The organism is Streptomyces sp. NPDC043878, assembly GCF_056435735.1.
Genome location: NZ_JBWKDW010000004.1, coordinates 89,784 through 110,129 on the forward strand (window position 1 = coordinate 89,784; position 20,346 = coordinate 110,129).

Genomic DNA, 20,346 nt, shown 5'->3' on the forward strand with positions numbered 1-20,346 from the left:
GACCCGCCGCGCGGGGGCGGGGGGCCCGGCTCGGCTAGCCTGGGCGCACGATGAACGACCGAATGACGACGCCCTGGGGCGAGCTGGAGCCCACCCGCTTCCCCGAGGACCCGCGTGAGCGGCTGCGCGCCTGGGACGCCTCCGACGAGTACCTGCTGCGGTATCTGGCAGGCGAGGAGGTTCCGCTGGACGGCACGGTCGTGGTGCTCGGCGACCGCTGGGGCGCACTGGTCACGGCGCTCGCCGCGCACCGGCCGGTGCAGATCACCGACTCGTACCTCACCCGGGAGGCGACCCGCGCCAACCTCGCGCGGGCCGGGGCGGACGGCGCCGCGACGCTGCTCACCACGCAGGACCCGCCGCCCGGCCGGATCGACGTGCTTCTGGTCCGGGTGCCGAAGAGCCTGGCGCTGCTGGAGGACCAGCTGCTGCGGCTGGCGCCCGCCGTGCACGCGGACACGGTCGTGGTGGGCACCGGGATGGCCAAGGAGATCCACACCTCGACGCTGAAGCTGTTCGAGCGGATCCTCGGCCCGACCCGCACCTCGCTCGCCGAGAAGAAGGCCCGGCTGATCTTCTGCGCCCCGGACCCCCGCCGGCCGCGGGGGACCAACCCGTGGCCGCACAGCTACCGGCTCCCCGAGGACGTCGGTCCTGTCTCGGGCCGCACCGTCGTCAACCACGCGGGCGTCTTCTGCGCCGAGCGGCTCGACATCGGCACCCGTTTCTTCCTGCGCCACCTGCCGGCCGGCGGGGGCGCCCGGCGGGTCGTGGACCTGGGGTGCGGCAACGGTGTCGTCGGTACGGCCGTGGCGCTGGCCGAACCCGGTGCCGAGGTGCTGTTCGTGGACGAGTCGTTCCAGGCGGTGGCCTCGGCCGAGGCCACGTACAAGGCGAACGGCGCGCCCGGACACGCGGAGTTCCGGGTCGGGGACGGGCTGGAGGGGGTGCCGGACGGCAGCGCCGACCTGGTGCTCAACAACCCGCCGTTCCACTCGCACCAGGCGACGACCGACGCGACGGCCTGGCGGATGTTCACCGGCGCCCGGCGCGCGCTCGCTCCGGGCGGTGAGCTGTGGGTGGTCGGCAACCGGCACCTCGGCTACCACGTGAAGCTGCGGCGCCTGTTCGGCAACAGTCAAGTGATCGCCAGTGACCCGAAGTTCGTGGTCCTGAGGGCGGTCAGGGAGTAACCGGGGCGGTGCGCCGGACGTCCGGGCGGCCGACCACCCGGATGATTCCGGCCACCGCCCGCACCATCGCCTCCCGGCCCACCCCGAGATACGTGCGTGAGTCGACCGCCTCGGGGTGGGCGGTGAGGAACTCCCTGACGGCGCCGGTCATGGCGATGTTCAGGGCGGTGCCGACGTTCACCTTCGCGATGCCGTTCGCGACGGCGGCGGCCAGTTCGCCGTCCGGGACACCCGACGAGCCGTGCAGCACGAGCGGTACGTCCAGGGTCGCGGTGAGGCGTGCGAGGAGACCGTGGTCGAGGGCGGCGGTACGGGTGGTCATGGCATGGGCGCTGCCGATGGCGACGGCGAGGGCGTCCACCCCGGAGTCCGCGACGAACGCGCGGGCCTCGGCCGGGTCGGTACGGGCGCCGGGCGCGTGCGCGTCCAGCGCCGGCTCACCGTGTTTGCCGCCGACCTCCCCCAACTCGGCCTCGATCCACAGCCCTTGGGCGTGCGCCCGGTCGACGGCCGCCCGGGTCGCCGCGAGGTTGTCCGCGTAGGCCAGGCGGGACGCGTCGTACATCACGGAACTGAACCCGGCGTCCGCCGCCTGCCGCAGCAGGTCCTCGCTCCGCACGTGGTCGAAGTGCAACGCGACGGGTACGGCAGCGCGTTCGGCGGCGGCGACCGCCGCACGGGCGAGCGGGAGCAGCCGCCCCTGCCGGAACACGACCGCGTTCTCGCTGACCTGGAGGACGACGGGCGTGGCCTCGCTCTCGGCCCCCGCGACGACGGCCTCGACGTGTTCCAGCGTGATGATGTTGAACGCGGCGACGGCGGAACGGGCCGCGGCGGCACGGGTGACGAGTTCGCCGGTGGTAGCGAGAGGCACGGCTGTCCTTTCCGGAAGTCCGGGCCACGGCGGGGCCGGGCGCCGATCGGGTCCGGGTCGGGGCACGATCAGGCCCCGGGGCGGCTTGACACGGTTGGGGGCTGGGGTACCCCGGCCCGGTCGGGGAGGGACAGCCCCACCCCGCTCGGGGATGGTGAGCCGGCCAGGTCGGGGATGGCTCTGCGGCCCGGTCGGGGGTGGCGCCCCGGCCGTCGGGGACGGTGGCCCGGCCCTGTCAGGGACGGTGGCCCGGCCAGGTCGGGGGGTGCCCCAGCCCTGTCGGGGACGGTGGCCCGGCCCGTCGGGGACGGTGGCCCGGCCCGTCGGGGGGCTGGCGCCCCGGCCAGGTCGGCGGGTGGTCGCATGCCTCACTGCGTGAGGATCACCGAGCGGGTGAGGTGGCGTGGGCGGTCGGGGTCGAGGCCGCGGGCGGTGGCCAGGGCGACGGCGAGGCGTTGCGCGCGGACCAGTTCGGCCAGCGGGTCGAGGTCGCCGGCCACCCACAACGCGCCGGTGTCGCGTACCTGTTGGGCCAGCCCGTCCGGTGCCGGACCGAACATCCAGGTGGCGCTCCCCCGCGTCGTCACGCTGATCGGTCCGTGCCGGTACTCCATCGCCGGATACGCCTCGGCCCAGGCGAGCGACGCCTCGCGCATCTTCAGCCCCGCCTCGTTGGCCAGGCCCACCGTCCAGCCGCGGCCGAGGAAGGTGAACTGCGTGCGGGTGACGAGCCCTTCGGGCAGGGCGGACGCGAGGGCGGTGCGGGCGTCGGTGACCGCGTCCTCGGTGTGCAGCCCCAGATGCGCGCGGAACAGGGTCAGCGCGGTGGTGGCGAACCGGGTCTGGACGACGGACTGTTCGTCGGCGTAGTCCAGTACGACGTGGTCGTCGGCCGCCGCCATGACGGGTGTGTCCGGGTCGGCGGTGACGGCTGTCGTCCGGGTGCGGCCCCTCAGGCGCCCGAGCAGTTCCAGGACTTCGGTGGTGGTGCCGGAACGGGTGAGGGCGACGACCCGGTCGTAGGGCCGGCCGTGCGGGAACTCCGAGGCGGCGAAGGCGTCCGTCTCGCCCTGGCCGGAGCCCTCGCGGAGCGCCGCCGCCGACTGGGCCATGAAGTACGAGGTGCCGCAGCCGACGACGGCGACCCGCTCCCCCGGCGCCGGCAGTGCCTCTCGGTGCCGGGCCGCCTCCGCGGCGGCCCGTGTCCAGCAGTCGGGCTGAGCCGCCAGTTCGTCCTCGACATGGGTCATGCCGGACCCCCTCCCTGTGGGTGCAGCCGCGGCACCTCATCTTGATGCTTGTTCTTGCAAGATAGAGCGGACTTTCAAGCAGAATCAAGCATCTGGTGGAGTACGCGTGTGCGCTAGGGTCGCCGGAAGATCGAGGAACGGAGGGCGCGGATGTCGCGCGACGCCCGCTGGAAGACCCTGCTGGACCTGCTGGTCGAGCGCGGCCGGCTGGACGTGGAGGAGGCGGCCGTGGAACTTGCGGTCTCTGCCGCGACGATCCGGCGTGACCTCGACCAGCTCGCCGAGCAGCAGATGCTGGTGCGCACCCGGGGCGGCGCGGTCGTGCACGGGGTGTCGTACGAGCTGCCGCTGCGCTACAAGACGGCCCGGCACGCCACCGAGAAGCAGCGCATCGCCAAGGCGGTGGCCGCGCTGATCGCGCCCGGCGAGGCGGTCGGGCTGACCGGCGGCACGACCACGACCGAAGTGGCACGGGCCCTGGCCGTGCGCGGCGACCTGGCCGCCGGAACCCCCGCGCTGACCGTCGTCACCAACGCGCTGAACATCGCCAACGAGCTCGCCGTACGCCCCCAGTTCAAGATCGTGCTGACCGGCGGGGTCGCCCGCCCGCAGTCCTACGAACTCGTCGGGCCCCTCGCGGACGGCGTGCTCGGCCAGGTCACGATGGATGTGGCGGTGCTCGGCGTCGTCGCCTTCGACGTCCTCGACGGGGCCGCCGCGCACGACGAGGCGGAGGCCGCGGTCAACCGGCTGCTGTGCGAGCGCGCCGAGCGGGTGATCGTCGCCGCCGACTCGAGCAAGCTCGGGCGGCGGGCGTTCGCCCGGATCTGCGCCGCGGAGACGGTCGGCACACTGGTCACGGACAGCGCGGCGGAGCCGGAGACCCTGCGGCGCTTCGAGGACGCCGGCATTCGCGTCCTGGCAGTCTGATCGCGTTTTCGGCGCCTCGGCCCCCGTTCCGGCCTAGGCTGAGTGTCGAACGGCGTCGGGGGACCAGGGAGGCTGCGATGAGCGGAACACCGAACGACAGGGACGAGCCGGACACCTCCCGCTATCTGCCGATCGCCGAGCACGGCCTGATCGGCGACCTGCGCAGCGTGGCCCTGGTCGGGACCGACGGCACGATCGACTGGTACTGCTGCCCGTCCTTCGACGCCCCGAGCGTGTTCGCGTCGATCCTGGACGCGGAGCGCGGCGGCCGCTTCGAGCTCGCGGCGACCGTCCCGGCGAAGACCAAGCAGTTCTACTTCCCGGACACCAACGTCCTGATCACCCGCTTCTTCACCGAGGACGGTGTCGGCGAGGTGCAGGACTTCATGCCCGTCGACGGCGAGTCGGCCGAGTCCGAACGCCACCGGCTGATCCGGCGCGTCCTGTGCGTGCGCGGCTCCATCCCGTTCCGTACGCGCGTGGCGCCGCGGTTCGACTACGGCACCCGGCCGCACATCGTGCGGATGGCCGGCGAGGTCGCGGTGTTCGAGTCCGCGGAGCTGTCCCTGGCGCTGACCGCCACCGTGCCGCTGGAGGCCGACGGCCTGGACGCGCGGGCCGACTTCAAGCTCTCCGAGGGCGAGTCGGCGGTGTTCGCGCTGGACCAGGTCGGGGGTGAGGTGAGTCCGCGCCGCTGCGCCAGGACCGAGGCCGAGGAGCAGTTCGCGACGACGGTGGCGTACTGGCGGCACTGGCTGTCCGCGTCCAAGTACCGGGGCCGCTGGCGGGAGATGGTGCACCGCTCGGCCCTCACCCTGAAACTGCTCACCTACGCGCCGACCGGTGCCATCGTGGCGGCTCCGACCACGAGCCTGCCCGAGCAGCTCGGCGGCGAACGCAACTGGGACTACCGCTATGTGTGGGTGCGGGACGCCGCGTTCTGCGTGTACGCGCTGCTGCGCCTCGGCTTCACCGGCGAGGCCGAGGCGTTCATGAAGTTCGTGACGCGGCACGTCAGTCCGGGCGACGGCAAGCCCTCCGGCCCGCTGCAGATCATGTACGGCATCGACGGCCGCACCGATCTCACCGAACGCGAACTCCCCCATCTGGAGGGCCATCAGGGCTCCGCGCCGGTACGGATCGGCAACGCCGCCGCCGACCAGCTCCAGCTAGACATCTACGGCGCACTCATCGACTCGATCTACCTCTACGACAAGTGGGCCAAGCCCATCTCCAGCGACCAGTGGGACGACGTCTGCTCCCTGGTGGACTGGGTGTGCGAGAACTGGGACCAGCCCGACGAGGGCATCTGGGAGACCCGGGGCGGCCGCAAGAACTTCCTGTACTCCCGCCTGATGTGCTGGGTGGCGATCGAGCGCGCCATCCGGATGGCCAACCGGCGCGGCCTGCCCGCCGAACTGCCCCGCTGGCAGGAGGCCCGGGACACGATCTACCGGCGGATCATGACCCGGGGCTGGTCGGAGAGCCGCCAGGCGTTCGTCCAGCACGAGGACGGCGACGTGCTGGACGCGGCCGTCCTGATGATGCCGCTGTCCAAGTTCATCGCGCCGACCGACCCCAAGTGGCTGTCCACCCTGGACGCGCTCACCCAGGAGCTGGTGTCCGACTCCCTGGTCTACCGCTACGACCCGCTGGCGAGCCCGGACGGACTGCGCGGCGACGAAGGCACCTTCTCCATCTGCTCGTTCTGGTACGTCGAGGCCATGGTGCACGCCGGACGGGTCGACGAGGCCCGCCTGGCGTTCGAGAAGATGCTCACCTACGCCAACCATCTGGGCCTGTACGCCGAGGAGATCAGCCACACCGGTGAGCAACAGGGCAACTTCCCGCAGGCGTTCACCCATCTCGCCCTGATCAGCGCGGCCTTCAACCTGGACCGCGCCCTCGGCTGACCGGGCCGCCGGCCGGCTGAGGGGTGCTCGCGGCTACTCGCCGCCGTACGGCAGCGTGCTCCCCGGCAGCGCGTACTCGTCGCGGCGCCCGCACATCCCGAAGCCGCCCAGCCGGGTGGGCGCGGCCTCGTGCGCGGTCGCCTCGTCCAGATAGGCCGGCTCACCGAGCTCCAGGGCGTCCAGCTGCGCGCCGGTGCGTTGCGCGGCGGCGAGCGCGCCGGCCCGCCACAGCCCACGCCAGGCGGGGACCCTGTCACGCACCAACCGGGCGGCGGCGCGCTGGAACGCCAGGTAGGGGCCGTCGTCCCCGGCGACGAGCGCCTCGCGCAGGGTGAGGTACCCCTCGACGGCGAGGTCGCGGCGGCGCCGGGCGGCGGCCGCCGTGTCCGGTCCCGTGCCGGGTGGAAGCGCGGCGGCGGCCGCGTAGCCGGCGGGGTCGGCGAGCACCTCGGGAGGGAAGGTGAAGACGGCGTCCCCCGCCTCGGGCAGGCCGCTGTTCTGCATGAGCACGGTGACGCGCAGGTCGCCGCCCTGCACCATGCGGTGCACGGTGCCCGGCGTGAACCAGGCGACGGAGCCGGGCTCCAGGGGGATGTCCCGGTAACCGTCGGGGCTCAGGGTCTGCACCGCTCCGCGGCCGCCGGTGACGACGTATGCCTCGGTGCACACCAGGTGCAGGTGCGGGCTGCCGCCGCACAGGCCGTCGGCGGCCTCCCAGTCGTAGGCACTGAGGTGGGACAGGCCGACGGCGCCGGGGAGCGGACTCGGCGGGGTGGGCCCGGGGACGCTCACCACGGCAGACCCGCCAGGTGGGCGGTGACGCGGTCGCGGTCCCACGCGCCGTCGGCGAGGACGATCCGGTAGCGGTAGGCGAACGACTCGCCGGGCGGCAGCGCGAACTCCTCGTTGAACGCCCAGGAGAAGGCGACCGACGGGATCGGCTCGGAGCGCACGAACCAGTGCGACTCGTGGATCGCCGTCCGCTCGTCGAGGTTCTCGGGCGCGTGCGCGAAGACGAGCGTGGAGTGCGCGTCGACGTCGTCGTGTTCGGTGGTGAAGGCGAGCCACTCGCTCTGGGTGCCCATCAGTTTGCCGGCGTCCGCGCCCGCTCCCCCGTCGATGTCGGGCCCGAAGACGGTGCCGCCGGTGAAGTCGCGCGGGCCGCGCCACTGGAGGCCGGTGTAGCCGGCCGACTCGCGTCCCGCGGTGGTCGGGGAACCGAAGACCAGGGGTTCGGCGCGGAGGTTGGTGAGGTGGACCGACCAGTCGAGGACCCAGGCGCCGGCCTCGCGGTCGATGGAGTGGACGGTCAGCCCACGGGCCTCGCGCGCCCATGCGTCGCCCCCGTTCTCCACCCAGGTGAGTTCCTCGGTGAAGGCGAGCCGGTCTTCCTCGACGGTGAACGCGGGGAAGCCGTCGTGCCGCATGGAGCCGATCCGCTCGGGCAGGGGGAGGTAACCCCGGCCGTGGACATAGGAGTTGCCGCCCCAGAAGTTCTGTCCGGAGAGGTGACTTGCCGTCAGCTGGAGACCCTTGTGCCAGCGGTGGTCACTGGGGCGGTAGCCGGTGACCGTCCGTCCGGCCAGGGTGCGCACGGGGTGGGCGTAGGGCTTGCGCGACTCGAACGCCTCCGGGTCGGGGCGGTAGACGTAGCGGAGGATCTCGGTTCCGTCCGCCGCCGCGACCGCGATGTGCTCGCCGTGCGTGTGGCTGACTCGGATGCTCATGCGCGCTCCTTGGGGGCCCAGTCGGGGTGGCCGCCGTGCATGGCCGGGTAGTACGGGTCGCCGGGGCCGATCTCCCCCGCGTGCACGGGCAGTCCCGTGAAGGCCGACTTGTAGAGGGCCGCCGCGAACTCCAGGGTGGCGCGGGCGTCCGCTCCGCTGCCCGCAGGCCGCGCCCCGCTGTCGTACGCGTCGAGGAGGGCTCCGAGCTGCGCCGTGTGCGAGCTGGGCACGTCCGCCGCGGGGACACGCCAGGCGGCGGCCCGTTCGGCCGGCACGTGGGGCGCGGGGGTGTAGACCCAGTCGTCGTTGCGGTGGCCGTAGAGGTGGGTGAGCTCGACGGTCGCGTCGGCGCAGTCGATGCGGACGCGGCTCACCTCGTCGGGGGACAGCACACTGTTGACGACGGTGGCGAGGGCGCCGTTGCGGAAGCGGACGAGGGCCGTCGAGACGTCCTCGCTCTCGGTGTCGTGCACCAGGCGTGCCGCCATCGCCCGCACCTCCGTCCACGGGCCGAGCAGGTGCAGCAGCAGGTCGTACTGGTGGATGCCGTGACCCATCGTCGGCCCGCCGCCCTCGGTGGCCCACCGCCCGCGCCACGGCACCGCGTAGTAACCGGTGTCGCGGTGCCACGTGGTCTGGCAGTGCGCGACCCGCGGGGCGCCCAGTTCACCACCGGCGATCAGGTCGCGGGCGTGCACGGCGCCGGAACCGTAGCGGTGCTGGAAGACGACGGCCGCGTAGGCCCCGGACGCCTCCTCGGCGGCGGCGATCTCGTCGTACTCGGCCAGCGACAGGCACAAAGGCTTCTCGCACAGCACCCAGGCGCCGGCCTTCAGCGCGGCCACCGTCTGCTCGCGGTGCAGGGACGGGGGCGTGCCGATCAGGACCAGATCAGGACGTACGGCGTCCAGCATCGCGTCGACCGAGGTGTACCCGGCGACCTCCTCGCCCGCGAGCTCCCGGAAGGCGCCGAGCCGCTCCTCGTCCACGTCGACGGCGGCGACCAGTTCGACCCGCTCGGCGTGGGCCCGGAGCGCGGGGAGGTGGCTGCCGCCGACGATGGCGCCGGTGCCGACCACGGCGGCGCGGCGACGGACTGGGCGTGCGGGCATGCGGTCCTCCCGGGACAGCCGCGGACAAGGCATGGAGAAAGCGCTTGCTCTCGCAGGCGACCCTAAGTGAGTCCCGAATGTCAGGACAACCCCTCCACGGCGACGGAAGGAAAAGTCCCGTCCGAAGGACGCGGGGAGGGCGACCGGGCCGCGCCTCCGGCTCCGCTCCTGTGACGTTCTTGGCGGGCACGGCGGCCGGCCGCGGCGCGGGTGCCGCGGCCGGCCGTGCCTCAGGTGGTGTGTCCGGGCAGCGGACCGCGGCCGTTCAGGGCCGGACGGGCTTGCCGCGTCCCCACGCCCAGGCGAGCCGGTCGGCGCCGGACTGGTTGGTGGTGGCCAGCCGGGGCCGGGAGGCGGGGCCCGTCAGGGTCTGTATCGAGTAGATGTCGTCGGTGCGCAGGCCGGGCCAGTACACGGAGCCCATCTTGAGCTCGCGGAAGGTGTCGGTCACGGCCTGGACGTAGTTGACGAAGTTGTCGGACGGAGCCGGCTTGTCGTAGTCGAGGCCGGTGGTCATCGGGGCGCCGAACTCGTCGGCCACGGTCCGGTCGGCGCAGTCACCGATGCGCTCCTTCAGGTCGGCCACCCACTGGTCGTAGGTCGCGTACTCCTTCCAGAACCCGTAGTGGTGCAGCGACAGATACGTGCCCTTCAGGCGCGGGTCGGCGCACACGGAGGTGACGTGGTCGTTGTAGCCGGCGCCGCTGACGAACACCCGGTCCCGCGGGACCGACGGGTAGGTCTGCAGCCACTTCGCCGCGATGTCGGCCCACTCGGTCTCGGTGTAGCCGTGGGGCTCGTTCATCGGCTCGAAGTAGACGTGCCTGTCGTTCTTGTAGGCCTTGACGACGGTGTTCCACATGGGCCAGTAGGTGGCCTGGTCGTCGATGAAGCCGTCCTTCTGGGCGCCCGTGCCCTCCCAGTAGGAGACGATGACCTTGAAGCCCTTGGCCGAGGCCGCGTCGATGACCCCGCGGTACGACTTCCAGTAGGCGCCGTTGACCGTGTACGGGTTGATGGGCAGCCGCACGGTGTTCGCGCCGAGGTTGGCGCGGAACGCCGAGATGATCCGGCTCGCCTTGGCGTAGGTCCGCGCGTAGTTGTCGGAGAGGGAGAGACCGGACAGCACGACCGGGTCGTCGGCGAAGTTGTCGCGGGGGTCGGCCCAGTTGACGCCCTTGAACTGCGTGGTGTCATGCCTCGGCGCGGCGGAGGCGGGGCTGCCGGCGATGGTCGTACCGCCGATCGCGGCGATCGCGACCGCCACGAAGGCGGCACGCAGCCGGGGGGTGATCCGGCTTCCGGTGGGGGTCTTGCGCATCAGCTTGCCCTTTCAGAAGTGGCGGCCCGGCGCAGGGGGGTAGCGCGTGGACGAGCCGCCGTCAGAACGTGTACCGGGCCGGACGGGCGGCCCCTGCCGGCGGGTGCGTTCCCGACCGCACCGCTGGCAACCATCCGCGCCGCTCCTCCCCGCACTGTCGACCGCCCCGTCATGTTTGCGTAAACATCCCTCGGACAGGTGGGGGCCTGTTTCCGGGCCGGGGGGCCCGCGGGGCGGGGATGTTTACGTAAACGTCGAGGCGTCGGCATCGTGGCACCCGCCCCAGCGACCGTCAAGGTTTCCCACGCGTAACATCCGCCGCGTCGTCGGATCGAGGGCGCGGAGGGGGCGACGCCTGTACGGCCCCGGGGCATGCCTCGCCGGGCGGTGGCGGGCCGGGGTTCGCCGGGGGCGGCGGCAAGGTTCACCGGGAGGTTGGCGGTGCGTCGGGTTTTGCAGTCGCCAACGAATTTACCGGGCGGCCGTGTTGACGGCGCGGCGCGGCTGCGGTTGGCCCCGGCCTTGACGCCGTACGCGCCGGGGCGGCCCTCGTCGCGGCACCGCCGTACGCGCCCGGCGGCCCTCGCCACGGCACCACGTACACAGTTGACCAGCGCCACCAACGGCAGGACGTAGTCGTTCCAGGCGGCGATGAAGGTGTGGATGCCGAGGAACGCCAGGGCCGGGCGGACACACGGTGGCACCACGAGTACAGGCAGAAGGAGCCGGCGCCCTCGACGGGACGGCGTCCGGCAGTTCGTCGGGGACACTGCTGCCGGTGTACTGGCGCGTCCAGAAGCTGCCGAAGGCGTTCGCAGCGGCCGGGACGATCAGTGCGTTGAGGGTGCCAGGCCAGCCCGGTCAGACCATGATGTCGTATTGCGGGATGATCGCGAGCTGGGTCAACAGGATGCACATCGCCAGCAGGACGCCGAAGAGGGACTACTTCCCGGCGAAGTCGTACTTGGCGAAGGCGAACGCCGTCAGCGAGTCGAAGAGGTCCATCCGCCTGGCCGACGCGGACAAGTTCCCCGGCACTGGGACGGCCCGGGTGTGCGGGCCGGAGGACCTCGACGTCGTGGTGAGCAGCGCTGGGCCGACGGGCAGGACCTGCATCCGCTGCGGAGGGGGCGAGGTGATCGAGGTGTGAGACGCGCCCGCAGGTCCGGGAAGCCTCCGTAGAGGTCCGGGGAGTTTGCCCCCGTAGAGCCCCTGCCGCGGCCTCCTTGTCCCCTCCCCGGCCGCGGCTTAGCCTGATTTTGTGCCGCTCATAAACAAAACCGGGGCTCGCGCCCCCGCCCGGGACCGTGCCCTCACACGGCTCCGGGTGGTCCTCACCGTCTTCTTCGCCCTCGACGGCTTCCTCTTCGCCGGTTGGGTCGTCCGCATCCCCGCCGTCAAGCAGCAGACGCACAGCTCCACCGGCGCCCTGGGCCTGGCACTGCTGGGGGTCTCCGCCGGCGCGGTCCTCACGATGGTGTTCACCGGACGGCTCTGCCGACGCTACGGCAGCCACCCCGTCACCGTCGCCTGCGCCGTCCTTCTCTCGCTCAGCGTCGCGCTGCCACCTCTGACCCACTCCGCACCCGCCCTCGGCGCGGCGCTCTTCGTGCTCGGCGCGGGCTACGGCGGCATCAACGTGGCCTTCAACAGCGCGGCCGTGGACCTGGTGAACGCCCTCGGCCGACCGATCATGCCCAGTTTCCACGCCGCGTTCAGCCTGGGCGGGATGGCAGGCGCGGGCCTCGGCGGACTGGTCGCCGGTCAACTGTCGCCCACCCGCCACCTGTTCGGGCTCACCCTCGTCGGCCTGGCGGTGACCGCCGTGGCCGGTCGCCTCCTCCTGCGCAGCGAATCGCCGGCGCCCGCGGACGACACCCCTCGGCGGAAGGGCGCACCTCGCCGCCTCGACAGCCGTACCCGTGGTCTCGTCATCGTGTTCGGCCTCATCGCGCTGTGCACCGCGTACGGCGAGGGCGCCCTGGCCGACTGGGGGGCGCTGCACCTGCAGCAGGACCTCGACGCCTCCCCCGGTCTCGCGGCCACGGGCTACTCCTGTTTCGCACTGGCCATGACAGTCGGCCGACTGGGTGGTACCAGGCTCCTCGAACGTCTGGGCCGGACCCGTACCGTCGTCGCGGGCGGCACCACGGCCGCCCTGGGCATGCTGGCCGGCTCGCTCGCCCCCACGGTCTGGCTGGTGCTGCTGGGCTTCGCCGTCACCGGACTCGGTCTCGCCAACATCTTCCCGGTGGCGATCGAACGCGCCGGCACGGCGGCCGGCCCCACCGGTGTCGCCATCGCCTCCACCCTCGGCTACGGAGGCATGCTGCTGGGACCGCCGGCCATCGGTTTCATGGCCGACTGGTTCTCCCTGCCCGTCGCCCTCACCAGCGTCGCGGCGCTCGCGGCCGTCGCCGCGCTCGTGGGCCTCACCATCCACCGGACGCACCCGACTGACGGGGTGTGACGTGTTCTGACGCGGACTCGCGCGAACTCGCGCGGACTCACGCCGCCCAACGTGGTCCGACAATCTTTGGCGCGGTGGCCGCGGTGGCTGTGGTGGCCGCGTTCGCCGTGGTCGCTGTGGTCCGGCGTGATCCGGCGCGGCGCGGCCCGGCTCGGCGCGATCCGGGGCCTCCCGGCCCAGCGCGGCGTGACCCGGCTCAGCTCAGCGCGGCTCAGCGCAGCGCGGTGCTGCGCGACCCAGTGCGGGCCGACCCAGTGCGGCGCGGCAACGGCCCGGCGCGATCCGGCGCAGGGCGGCGCGATCCGGCGCAGCCCGGCGCGGCGTGGCCCAGCCCGGCCCAGCCCGGCGACGCGTCCTCGTCCGCCTCAACCCCACCACCATCGCCGGGCCCCCGCTCCGTCCGGCAGACTCACCCGCATGGACACTGCCGAGTTCGTCGAGATACTGGACCGGGAGGGCCGCGCGCTGGCCGTGGCCGCCGAGGCGGCCGGCAGCGACGCCAAGGTGCCCACCTGCCCGGAGTGGCAGGTACGCGACCTGCTGCGGCACACCGGATTGGTGCACCGCTGGGCAGCCTCGTTCGTCACCGAGGGGTACACCACCTGGCAGCCGGACGGTGGCCTGCCCGACCTCGACGGCGCCGGGCTGCTGGCCTGGTTCCGCGAGGGGCATCGCCACCTGGTGGACAGCCTCCGCTCCGCCTCGCCCGGCCGGGAGTGCTGGTCGTTCCTGCCCGCGCCCTCCCCGCTGGCGTTCTGGGCTCGGCGACAGGCGCACGAGACGACCGTGCACCGGTTCGACGCGCAGGCGGCGCGCGGCGGCACCCCCGACACCGTCGTCCCCGGCTTCGCGGCCGACGGCATGGACGAGTTGCTGCGCGGCTTCCACGCCCGCGCGAAGAGCCGGCTACGCAGCGACCGGCCCCGGGTGCTGAGGGTGCGGGCGACGGACGCGGACGACGCCGTGTGGACGATGCGCCTGTCCTCGGAGCCGCCCACGGCCGTCCGGGGCGAGGACGGCGACGCCGACTGCGAAGTGGCCGGACCGGCCGCCCAGATGTACCTGGCGCTGTGGAACCGGCTGCCGTTCCCGGAGGTGACCGGCGACCGCGGGATCGCCGACCTGTGGCGCGAGAGGTCCGCGGTCACCTGGAGCTGAGCGCGAGGGGCGCCGCAACCCGGAGCCGAGCCGCACAGGCACCGGGCACCGGGCACCGGGCACCGGGCACCGGGCACCAGCATCTAAAAAAGGCCGGGTGGCGGGCGCCTCGTCAGGTCGCCAGCATGCGGGTCAGGACCTCGCGCTGCACCGGCAGGACGTCGCCGTGCACCGTGCGCCCCTTCGCCGTGAGCGCCACCCGCACGCCCCGCCGGTCCTCCGGGCACATCTTCCGCTCGACGAGGCCGTCCTTCTCCAGCCGGGCGATGAGCCGGGACAGCGCGCTCTGGCTGAGGTGGACCCGTTCGGCGATCTCCTGGACGCGGTAGGTGCGGGCGCCGTCCGCGGAGCGGGCCTCGGCCAGCACGTCGAGAACCTCGAAGTCGCTGCCACACAGGCCGTGTTGATGCAGCACGCGGTCGAGTTCGCACTGGGTGCGCGCGTGCAGCGCCAGGATGTCCCGCCACTGGTCCACGAGCGCCTGCTCGGCCTTCTTCGCCGCCATGGCCGCACCGTAGCAGAGCCGGAAATTTATTGCATCAGCATTAAATGCGTTTGCATTGGATGCATGCGCATGTAGTGTCTCCCGCATGACCTCTCCGCTCACCCACCCCGTTCCCGAGGGACGCTGGACGCCCCGGCTGTGGGGCACTCTCCTGGTGCTGTGCGCCGCGATGTTCCTGGACGCGCTGGACGTGTCGATGGTCGGCGTCGCCCTGCCGTCCATCGGCACCGAGCTCGATCTCTCCACCTCGACGCTGCAATGGATCGTCAGCGGCTACATCCTGGGCTACGGCGGTCTGCTCCTGCTCGGCGGACGCACCGCTGACCTGCTGGGCCGGCGTCAGGTCTTCCTGGTGGCCCTCGGCGTCTTCGCGCTCGCCTCCCTGCTCGGCGGGCTCGTCGACTCCGGGCCGCTGCTGATCGCCAGCCGCTTCGTCAAGGGCCTGAGCGCCGCCTTCACGGCGCCCGCCGGCCTCTCGATCATCACCACGACCTTCGCCGAGGGCCCGCTGCGCAACCGTGCCCTGTCCATCTACACCACCTGCGCGGCCACCGGCTTCTCCATGGGCCTGGTGCTGTCCGGACTGCTGACCGAGGCCAGCTGGCGTCTGACCATGCTGCTGCCCGCGCCGATCGCCCTGATCGCCCTGGTGGCGGGCCTGAAGCTGCTGCCGCGCAGCGAGCGGGAGAAGGACCACAACGGGTACGACGTCCCCGGCGCGGTCCTCGGCACCGCGTCGATGCTGCTGCTGGTCTTCACCGTCGTACAGGCCCCGCAGGAGGGCTGGACATCGGCCCGCACGCTGTTGTCCTTCCTGGCCGTCGCCGTGCTGCTGACCGTGTTCGTCGCGGTCGAGCGGCGCTCGGCGGGTCCGCTGATCCGGCTCGGCGTGCTGCGCTCCGGCAGCCAGGTCCGCGCCCAGCTCGGCGCCATGGCCTTCTTCGGGTCGTACGTCGGCTTCCAGTTCCTGGTCACCCTGTACATGCAGTCGCTGCTCGGCTGGTCCGCGCTGCACACGGCGCTGGCGTTCCTGCCGGCGGGCGCCCTGGTGGCCGTGTCGTCGACCAAGGTGGGCTCGATCGTCGACCGCTTCGGCACCCAGCGGCTGATCGCGGCCGGCTTCGCGCTGATGGTCGTCGGGTACGCGCTGTTCCTACGGGTGAACCTCGACCCCGTGTACGCCGTGGTCGTGCTGCCGTCCATGCTGCTCATCGGCGCGGCCTGCGCGCTGGTCTTCCCCTCGCTCAACATCCAGGCCACGAACGGCGTCGAGGACCACGAGCAGGGCATGGTCTCGGGGCTGCTCAACACCTCCGTGCAGGTGGGCGGGGCGATCTTCCTGGCCGTCGTGACCGCCGTGGTGACGGCCGGCACCCCCGAGAACGCGGGGCCGCAGGCCGTCCTCGACAGCTACCGGCCCGGCCTGGTGGTGGTGACCGGAATCGCGGTCGCCGGCCTGCTGATCAGCCTCACCGGGCTGCGCACCGGGCGCCCGCGGCAGTCCGTCGTGGTCGCCAAGTCGCCGTCTCCGACGGCGACTTCGACCACCACGCCGACCGTCACTTCCGTCGCCTCTTCGGCCGCTGCGCCGTCCCCGGAGGTGGAGCGGGTGACGGTGCGCGACTAGAGAACATCGGCCGCGGCCGGATCACCGGCCCGTACCGACCCGGTGTGAGGCGCCCCGCCAGGCGCCGATCACCTCGCCAGGAGTGCGTCGCGATCCGGCCGACGGCCCGACGGCCGCCGGACCCGGTCCGGGGGAACGCCTCCGACACCGTGTGCCCGGCGGGGCCCGCTTGCCCCGCCGGGCACACGGCTGTGACACTCGGCCCATGGAGAGTTACGGGGGACGGCGTGGTCAGGCCGAGCGGGACGCGATCACCGTCGAGATCGGATACGCCCTGTGCAGCGCGCTGTTCGCGGCTGCGGTCGTCTTCGGGGCGGTCGCCGGCCCCGCGCTGCTGTTCGAGCTGCCGGACACCGTGAGCCGCCTGACGCTGCGCGCCGGTCTCGTCCTCGCCCCCGCTCTGTTCGCGGTCCGTACGATCAGTGTGCTGATGCGCTTCCGGCCCGGGTCTCAGCCCAGCCAGCCCGGCCGTACCAACCCCGACTCGTAGGCCAGCACCACCAGTTGGGCCCGGTCGCGGGCGCCCAGCTTCACCATCGTGCGACTCACATGGGTCTTGGCGGTGAGCGGGCTGACCACCAGTCGACGGGCGATCTCCTCGTTGGACAGACCGATGCCGACCAGGGCCATCACCTCCCGCTCCCGCTCGGTCAGCCCGGCGAGAACGCCGTGGGCCGCGGGCTCCTTCGAACGGGCCGCGAACTCGGCGATCAGCCGACGGGTCACCCCCGGGGAGAGCAGCGCGTCGCCCCCGACCACCGCCCTTACGGCGCGCAGGAGTTCCTCGGGCTCGGTGTCCTTCACCAGAAAACCGGAGGCACCCGAGCGGATCGCCTCGAAGACGTACTCGTCGAGTTCGAAGGTGGTCAGCATGACGACCCTGACCTCCGCGAGCGCCGCGTCGGCCGAGATACGGCGGGTCGCGGCGAGTCCGTCGAGCGCGGGCATGCGGATGTCCATCAGGACGACGTCCGGGCGCAGTTCGCGTGCCTTGCGCAGTGCCTCCTCGCCGTCCGCGGCCTCGCCGGCCACCTCGATGTCCGGCTGCGCGTCGAGCAGTGCCCTGAAGCCGGCCCGCACCAGTGCCTGGTCGTCGGCGAGCAGCACGCGGATCACCGGTCCTCCTCGGTCGTGAGCGGCAGGACGGCGAGCACCTCGAAGCCGCCGTCGGGGCGCGGGCCCGCCTCGATCGTGCCACCCAGCGCGGCGGCCCGCTCCCGCATCCCGGCCAGCCCGTTGCCGCTGCCGCCCAGGTGGCCGCCGGTCGCGGGTCCGTCGTCGTCGATCCGCAGCCGTAGCGCCCTGCCGCCGTGTTCGAGGCGCACGCGCGCGTGCCGGGAGCCGGAGTGCCGTACGACGTTGGTGAGGGCCTCCTGCACGATGCGGAAGGCCGCGAGGTCGATGCCGGGGGCGAGGCCGGGCGGCCGGCCCTCGACCTCGACCGTGAGACCCGCGGCCGCCGCCTGCTCCACCAGCTCCGGCAGCCGGTCCAGGCCCGGCGCCGGGGTGCGCGGCGCGGCACCCGGCGCACGCAGCGTGTCGAGGACCTGGCGGACCTCGCCGAGCGCCTCCTTGCTCGCGGCCTTGATCGTGGTGAGCGCGGTGCGGGCCTGCTCCGGGTCGGTGTCGAGGAGGGCGAGGCCGACGCCGGCCTGCACGTTGATGACGGAGATGCTGTGCGCGAGGACGTCGTGCAGCTCGCGGGCGATGCGCAGCCGCTCCTCGTCCGCGCGGCGCCGGGCCGCCTGCGCGCGCTCGGCACGGTCGCGGGCCCACTGCTCCCGTTTCGCGCGGACGAGCTCCGAGACCGCGACGATCGCCACGACCCAGGTGGCGATGACGATCTCTCGCGCCCAGGAGGCGGACGGGTCGCGGGAGGCGGGCAGCCACCGGTACAGCCAGTGGGTCACCAGCACGTGCCCGGCCCAGAGCATGCCCAGCGCGCTCCATGCGGCCCGCCGGTGCCCGGCGACCACCGCGCTGAAGCAGGCCACGGCGACGGTGAGGAAGACCGGCCCGTACGCGTATCCGGCGCCCAGGTAGACCAGGGCGGCGGCGGCCGTGCCGAACACCACGGCCACCGGGTGGCGCTTCCGCCACAGCAGCAGACCCGAGCCGACGACCAGCAGGACGCGGGCGAACCCGTCGGGAGCGGCCCGGTCGCCCTGCTGCAGGTGGGCCGCCGCGTTCGATCCGACCAGGACGAAAGCGGTGAACAGCGCCGTGGAGCGCCACGGCCACCGGACGGGCCGCTCCCCGGCGGCGTCCCAGCCGTTCCGCCACGGCGGCCCGTATTGCCACCGCCGGGGCGGACCGGCCGCCCCGCGCACGTGCTCCTCGTCCATGCCCGCCACGCTAGACGCCGACCGACGCGACGGGCGTCAGCCGGAAGCGGTGATCACGTGTACTCCTGGGGGAGTACGTCCTCGGGGGCGCGTGTGCGGGGAGTACGTCCTCGGGGGCGCGTGTGCGGGGAGTACGTCCTCGGGGGCGCGTGTGCGGGGAGTACGCCCTCGGCGGCACGCGTGCGGGGAGTACGCCCCTTGGTGACACACGTGCGGGAGGCGACATCTACGGCACGCGCACGTGAGGCGACATCGACGGCACGCGCACGGGAAGCGGCCTCAGCAGCACGCGCACGGGAAGCGGCCTCGGCGCACGGGTGGGGCGGCCGTGAGCGCCGGGCCGCGCCGCCGCCTTCCTCGCCCCCTCGCCCTCAGCCGCGCCACCCACCTTCCCGCCCTCAGCAGCGTCACCGACTCCCCCGTGGAGGTGTTCACGGCCGCCGAGACGGGCGACGACGACAAGGTGCCGCTCCTGCGCGCCTACCTCACGCGCTGGAAGGCCGAGGTAGGCGTCTTCTTCAACGGGGTCGGCCCCGACTCCGCCGATGCCGACCTGCGGCGCGTCGGCCCGGACCACCTGGACCACCCGGTTCACCGGATCACGGTCGAGAACTGACCCCGCCGTCAGCCGAGCGCCGGTCCAGGGCGGTCAGCGCGCGCTGCGCCATCGGATGGGTGCGCACGAGCTCCCCCAGCGACGTGGAACCGCGCGTGATGTCCCGGAAGGCGTTCCACGCGGGGCGGAAGCCGGTGAGCGCCGCGTGGAACAGACCGGGACGGCGCTCGAACGCCGCCAGCATGCTCTTGCCGACGCTCATCTCGACGCCGAGGCCCGCCTTGATGGCGAAGGCGTAGTTGAGGGCCTGGCGCCGGGCGTCCACCGCGTCGTGGGCCTCGGCGATCCGCACCGCCCACTCCCCCGCGAGCCGTCCCGAGCGCAGCGCGAACGAGATGCCCTCGCGGGTCCACGGTTCCAGGAGCCCCGCCGCGTCGCCGCACACCAGCACCCGGCCGCGCGACAGCGGGGAGTCGTCGGCACGGCAGCGGGTCAGGTGGCCGGAGGAGACGGCGGGCTCGAAGCCGGCGAGCCCGAGCCGGGCGACGAAGTCCTCCAGGTAGCGCTTGGTCGCGGCGCCCTCGCCGCGCGCCGAGATGACGCCGACGGTCAGCGTGTCGCCCTTGGGGAAGACCCAGCCGTAACTGCCGGGCATCGGGCCCCAGTCGATGAGCACCCGCCCCCGCCAGTCCTCGGCGACCGTCTCCGGGACCGGGATCTCCGACTCGAGGCCGAGGTCCACCTGGTCGAGCTTCACCCCGACGTGTGCTCCTATCCGGCCGGCGCTGCCGTCGGCGCCGACGACGGCCCGCGCGAGCAGTGTCTCGCCGCCCTGGAGCACGACGGCCACGCAGCGCCGGTCCGGCACCGCCGAGCCGTGCTGCTCCACCCGCGACACCGTCACGCCCGTCCGCAGGTCGGCGCCGGCCTTCTGGGCGTGCTCGACCAGCTGGTGGTCGAACTCGGGGCGGTTGATCAGCCCGAACAGCATCTGCCTGGAGCGGCGGGTGCGGGTGAAGCGGCCGTTGTTGGAGAACGTCACCGCGTGCACCCGGTCCCGCAACGGCAGCTCGAAGCCGGGCGGCAGACAGTCGCGCGAGGGGCCGATGATGCCGCCTCCGCATGTCTTGTAGCGGGGCAACTCGGCCTTCTCGAGCAGCAGTACGCGCCGCCCCGCGACCGCCGCCGCGTAGGCGGCCGAGGCACCCGCGGGTCCCGCGCCCACCACCACGACATCCCACACCTGCTGGTCGCCGTCCGCCGAAGAGTCGTCCGCCGAAGAGTTCTCGCTGCTCACGATGGTCTACTGCTCCCGATCAAGCCGCTGCCGCACCTGTCTCCCGCATCCTACGGCGGGTGTCGCCG

18 protein-coding genes and 1 pseudogene are annotated in these 20,346 nt (G+C 73.0%); 9 read left to right on the forward strand and 10 right to left on the reverse strand.

The features are described from left to right. Positions 1 to 50 precede the first annotated feature (50 nt). On the forward strand, positions 51 to 1,193 hold the full coding sequence (locus AC07AZ_RS08130) for a methyltransferase (RefSeq protein ID WP_478845023.1): 1,143 nt from the start codon (positions 51 to 53) through the stop codon (positions 1,191 to 1,193). Here the strand turns inward: AC07AZ_RS08130 and AC07AZ_RS08135 are convergent. After that, positions 1,183 to 2,067, reverse strand: coding sequence for a class II fructose-bisphosphate aldolase (locus AC07AZ_RS08135; protein WP_478845025.1), 885 nt, complete (start codon positions 2,065 to 2,067; stop codon positions 1,183 to 1,185). The genes AC07AZ_RS08130 and AC07AZ_RS08135 overlap by 11 nt on opposite strands. Positions 2,068 to 2,435: 368 nt before the next feature. After that, positions 2,436 to 3,317: an SIS domain-containing protein gene (locus AC07AZ_RS08140; protein WP_478845027.1), complete on the reverse strand. Its 882-nt coding sequence runs from the start codon at positions 3,315 to 3,317 to the stop codon at positions 2,436 to 2,438. 150 nt (positions 3,318 to 3,467) lie between these two features. Between AC07AZ_RS08140 and AC07AZ_RS08145 the strand changes: the two genes are divergently transcribed. Both AC07AZ_RS08145 and AC07AZ_RS08150 read left to right on the forward strand, forming a co-directional pair. Beyond that, positions 3,468 to 4,247 (forward strand): DeoR/GlpR family DNA-binding transcription regulator, encoded by a 780-nt coding sequence (locus AC07AZ_RS08145; RefSeq protein WP_478845029.1) that lies wholly within the window; start codon positions 3,468 to 3,470, stop codon positions 4,245 to 4,247. Positions 4,248 to 4,324: 77 nt separating this feature from the next. Continuing rightward, on the forward strand, positions 4,325 to 6,160 hold the full coding sequence (locus tag AC07AZ_RS08150; protein WP_478845031.1) for a glycoside hydrolase family 15 protein: 1,836 nt from the start codon (positions 4,325 to 4,327) through the stop codon (positions 6,158 to 6,160). 33 nt (positions 6,161 to 6,193) lie between these two features. Here the strand turns inward: AC07AZ_RS08150 and AC07AZ_RS08155 are convergent, their stop codons facing one another. The 4 genes from AC07AZ_RS08155 to AC07AZ_RS08170 all read right to left on the reverse strand — a co-directional run bounded on the left by AC07AZ_RS08155 (position 6,194) and on the right by AC07AZ_RS08170 (position 10,320). Beyond that, on the reverse strand, positions 6,194 to 6,955 hold the full coding sequence (locus AC07AZ_RS08155) for a cupin domain-containing protein (protein WP_478845033.1): 762 nt from the start codon (positions 6,953 to 6,955) through the stop codon (positions 6,194 to 6,196). Further along, the gene (locus tag AC07AZ_RS08160) at positions 6,949 to 7,887 is read right to left on the reverse strand and encodes a DUF6807 domain-containing protein (RefSeq protein ID WP_478845035.1); all 939 of its coding nucleotides are present in this window, start codon (positions 7,885 to 7,887) and stop codon (positions 6,949 to 6,951) included. Before AC07AZ_RS08160 ends, AC07AZ_RS08155 begins: the two co-directional genes overlap by 7 nt. Beyond that, a complete protein-coding gene (locus tag AC07AZ_RS08165) occupies positions 7,884 to 8,999 on the reverse strand; it encodes a Gfo/Idh/MocA family protein (protein WP_478845037.1) in 1,116 nt (371 codons plus the stop codon). The genes AC07AZ_RS08160 and AC07AZ_RS08165 overlap by 4 nt, the downstream gene beginning before the upstream one ends. Before the next feature lie 265 nt (positions 9,000 to 9,264). Further along, on the reverse strand, positions 9,265 to 10,320 hold the full coding sequence (locus AC07AZ_RS08170; RefSeq protein ID WP_478845039.1) for a glycoside hydrolase family 5 protein: 1,056 nt from the start codon (positions 10,318 to 10,320) through the stop codon (positions 9,265 to 9,267). Between the two features lie 697 nt (positions 10,321 to 11,017). Between AC07AZ_RS08170 and AC07AZ_RS08175 the strand changes: the two genes are divergently transcribed. From AC07AZ_RS08175 to AC07AZ_RS08185, 3 genes are all read left to right on the forward strand, one after another. Then, entirely contained in the window at positions 11,018 to 11,470 is a 453-nt protein-coding gene (locus tag AC07AZ_RS08175; protein ID WP_478845041.1) for a hypothetical protein, read from the forward strand. Between the two features lie 111 nt (positions 11,471 to 11,581). Then, positions 11,582 to 12,790, forward strand: a complete 1,209-nt coding sequence (locus AC07AZ_RS08180; protein WP_478845043.1) for an MFS transporter — start codon at positions 11,582 to 11,584, stop codon at positions 12,788 to 12,790. Between the two features lie 417 nt (positions 12,791 to 13,207). Next, positions 13,208 to 13,948, forward strand: a complete 741-nt coding sequence (locus tag AC07AZ_RS08185) for a maleylpyruvate isomerase family mycothiol-dependent enzyme (protein WP_478845045.1) — start codon at positions 13,208 to 13,210, stop codon at positions 13,946 to 13,948. Between the two features lie 112 nt (positions 13,949 to 14,060). Here the strand turns inward: AC07AZ_RS08185 and AC07AZ_RS08190 are convergent, their stop codons facing one another. Then, complete coding sequence (locus tag AC07AZ_RS08190; RefSeq protein ID WP_478845047.1) at positions 14,061 to 14,453, reverse strand: MarR family winged helix-turn-helix transcriptional regulator; 393 nt, start codon at positions 14,451 to 14,453, stop codon at positions 14,061 to 14,063. 85 nt (positions 14,454 to 14,538) lie between these two features. Between AC07AZ_RS08190 and AC07AZ_RS08195 the strand changes: the two genes are divergently transcribed. Beyond that, positions 14,539 to 16,080: an MFS transporter gene (locus AC07AZ_RS08195; RefSeq protein ID WP_478845049.1), complete on the forward strand. Its 1,542-nt coding sequence runs from the start codon at positions 14,539 to 14,541 to the stop codon at positions 16,078 to 16,080. A gap of 205 nt (positions 16,081 to 16,285) precedes the next feature. Next, positions 16,286 to 16,570: a DUF6332 family protein gene (locus AC07AZ_RS08200; RefSeq protein ID WP_478845052.1), complete on the forward strand. Its 285-nt coding sequence runs from the start codon at positions 16,286 to 16,288 to the stop codon at positions 16,568 to 16,570. Here AC07AZ_RS08200 and AC07AZ_RS08205 read toward each other — a convergent pair. Both AC07AZ_RS08205 and AC07AZ_RS08210 read right to left on the reverse strand, forming a co-directional pair. Beyond that, positions 16,531 to 17,196 (reverse strand): response regulator, encoded by a 666-nt coding sequence (locus AC07AZ_RS08205; RefSeq protein ID WP_478845054.1) that lies wholly within the window; start codon positions 17,194 to 17,196, stop codon positions 16,531 to 16,533. The genes AC07AZ_RS08200 and AC07AZ_RS08205 overlap by 40 nt on opposite strands. Further along, a complete protein-coding gene (locus AC07AZ_RS08210; RefSeq protein WP_478845056.1) occupies positions 17,193 to 18,425 on the reverse strand; it encodes a sensor histidine kinase in 1,233 nt (410 codons plus the stop codon). The genes AC07AZ_RS08205 and AC07AZ_RS08210 overlap by 4 nt, the downstream gene beginning before the upstream one ends. A gap of 421 nt (positions 18,426 to 18,846) precedes the next feature. Between AC07AZ_RS08210 and AC07AZ_RS08215 the strand changes: the two are divergent. After that, positions 18,847 to 19,041: pseudogene (locus tag AC07AZ_RS08215) on the forward strand (deazaflavin-dependent nitroreductase); the annotation flags it as partial. Here AC07AZ_RS08215 and AC07AZ_RS08220 read toward each other — a convergent pair. After that, positions 19,025 to 20,278, reverse strand: coding sequence for a geranylgeranyl reductase family protein (locus AC07AZ_RS08220; protein ID WP_478845058.1), 1,254 nt, complete (start codon positions 20,276 to 20,278; stop codon positions 19,025 to 19,027). The pseudogene AC07AZ_RS08215 and the gene AC07AZ_RS08220 sit on opposite strands and share 17 nt — an antisense overlap. Between the last annotated feature and the right edge of the window lie 68 nt (positions 20,279 to 20,346).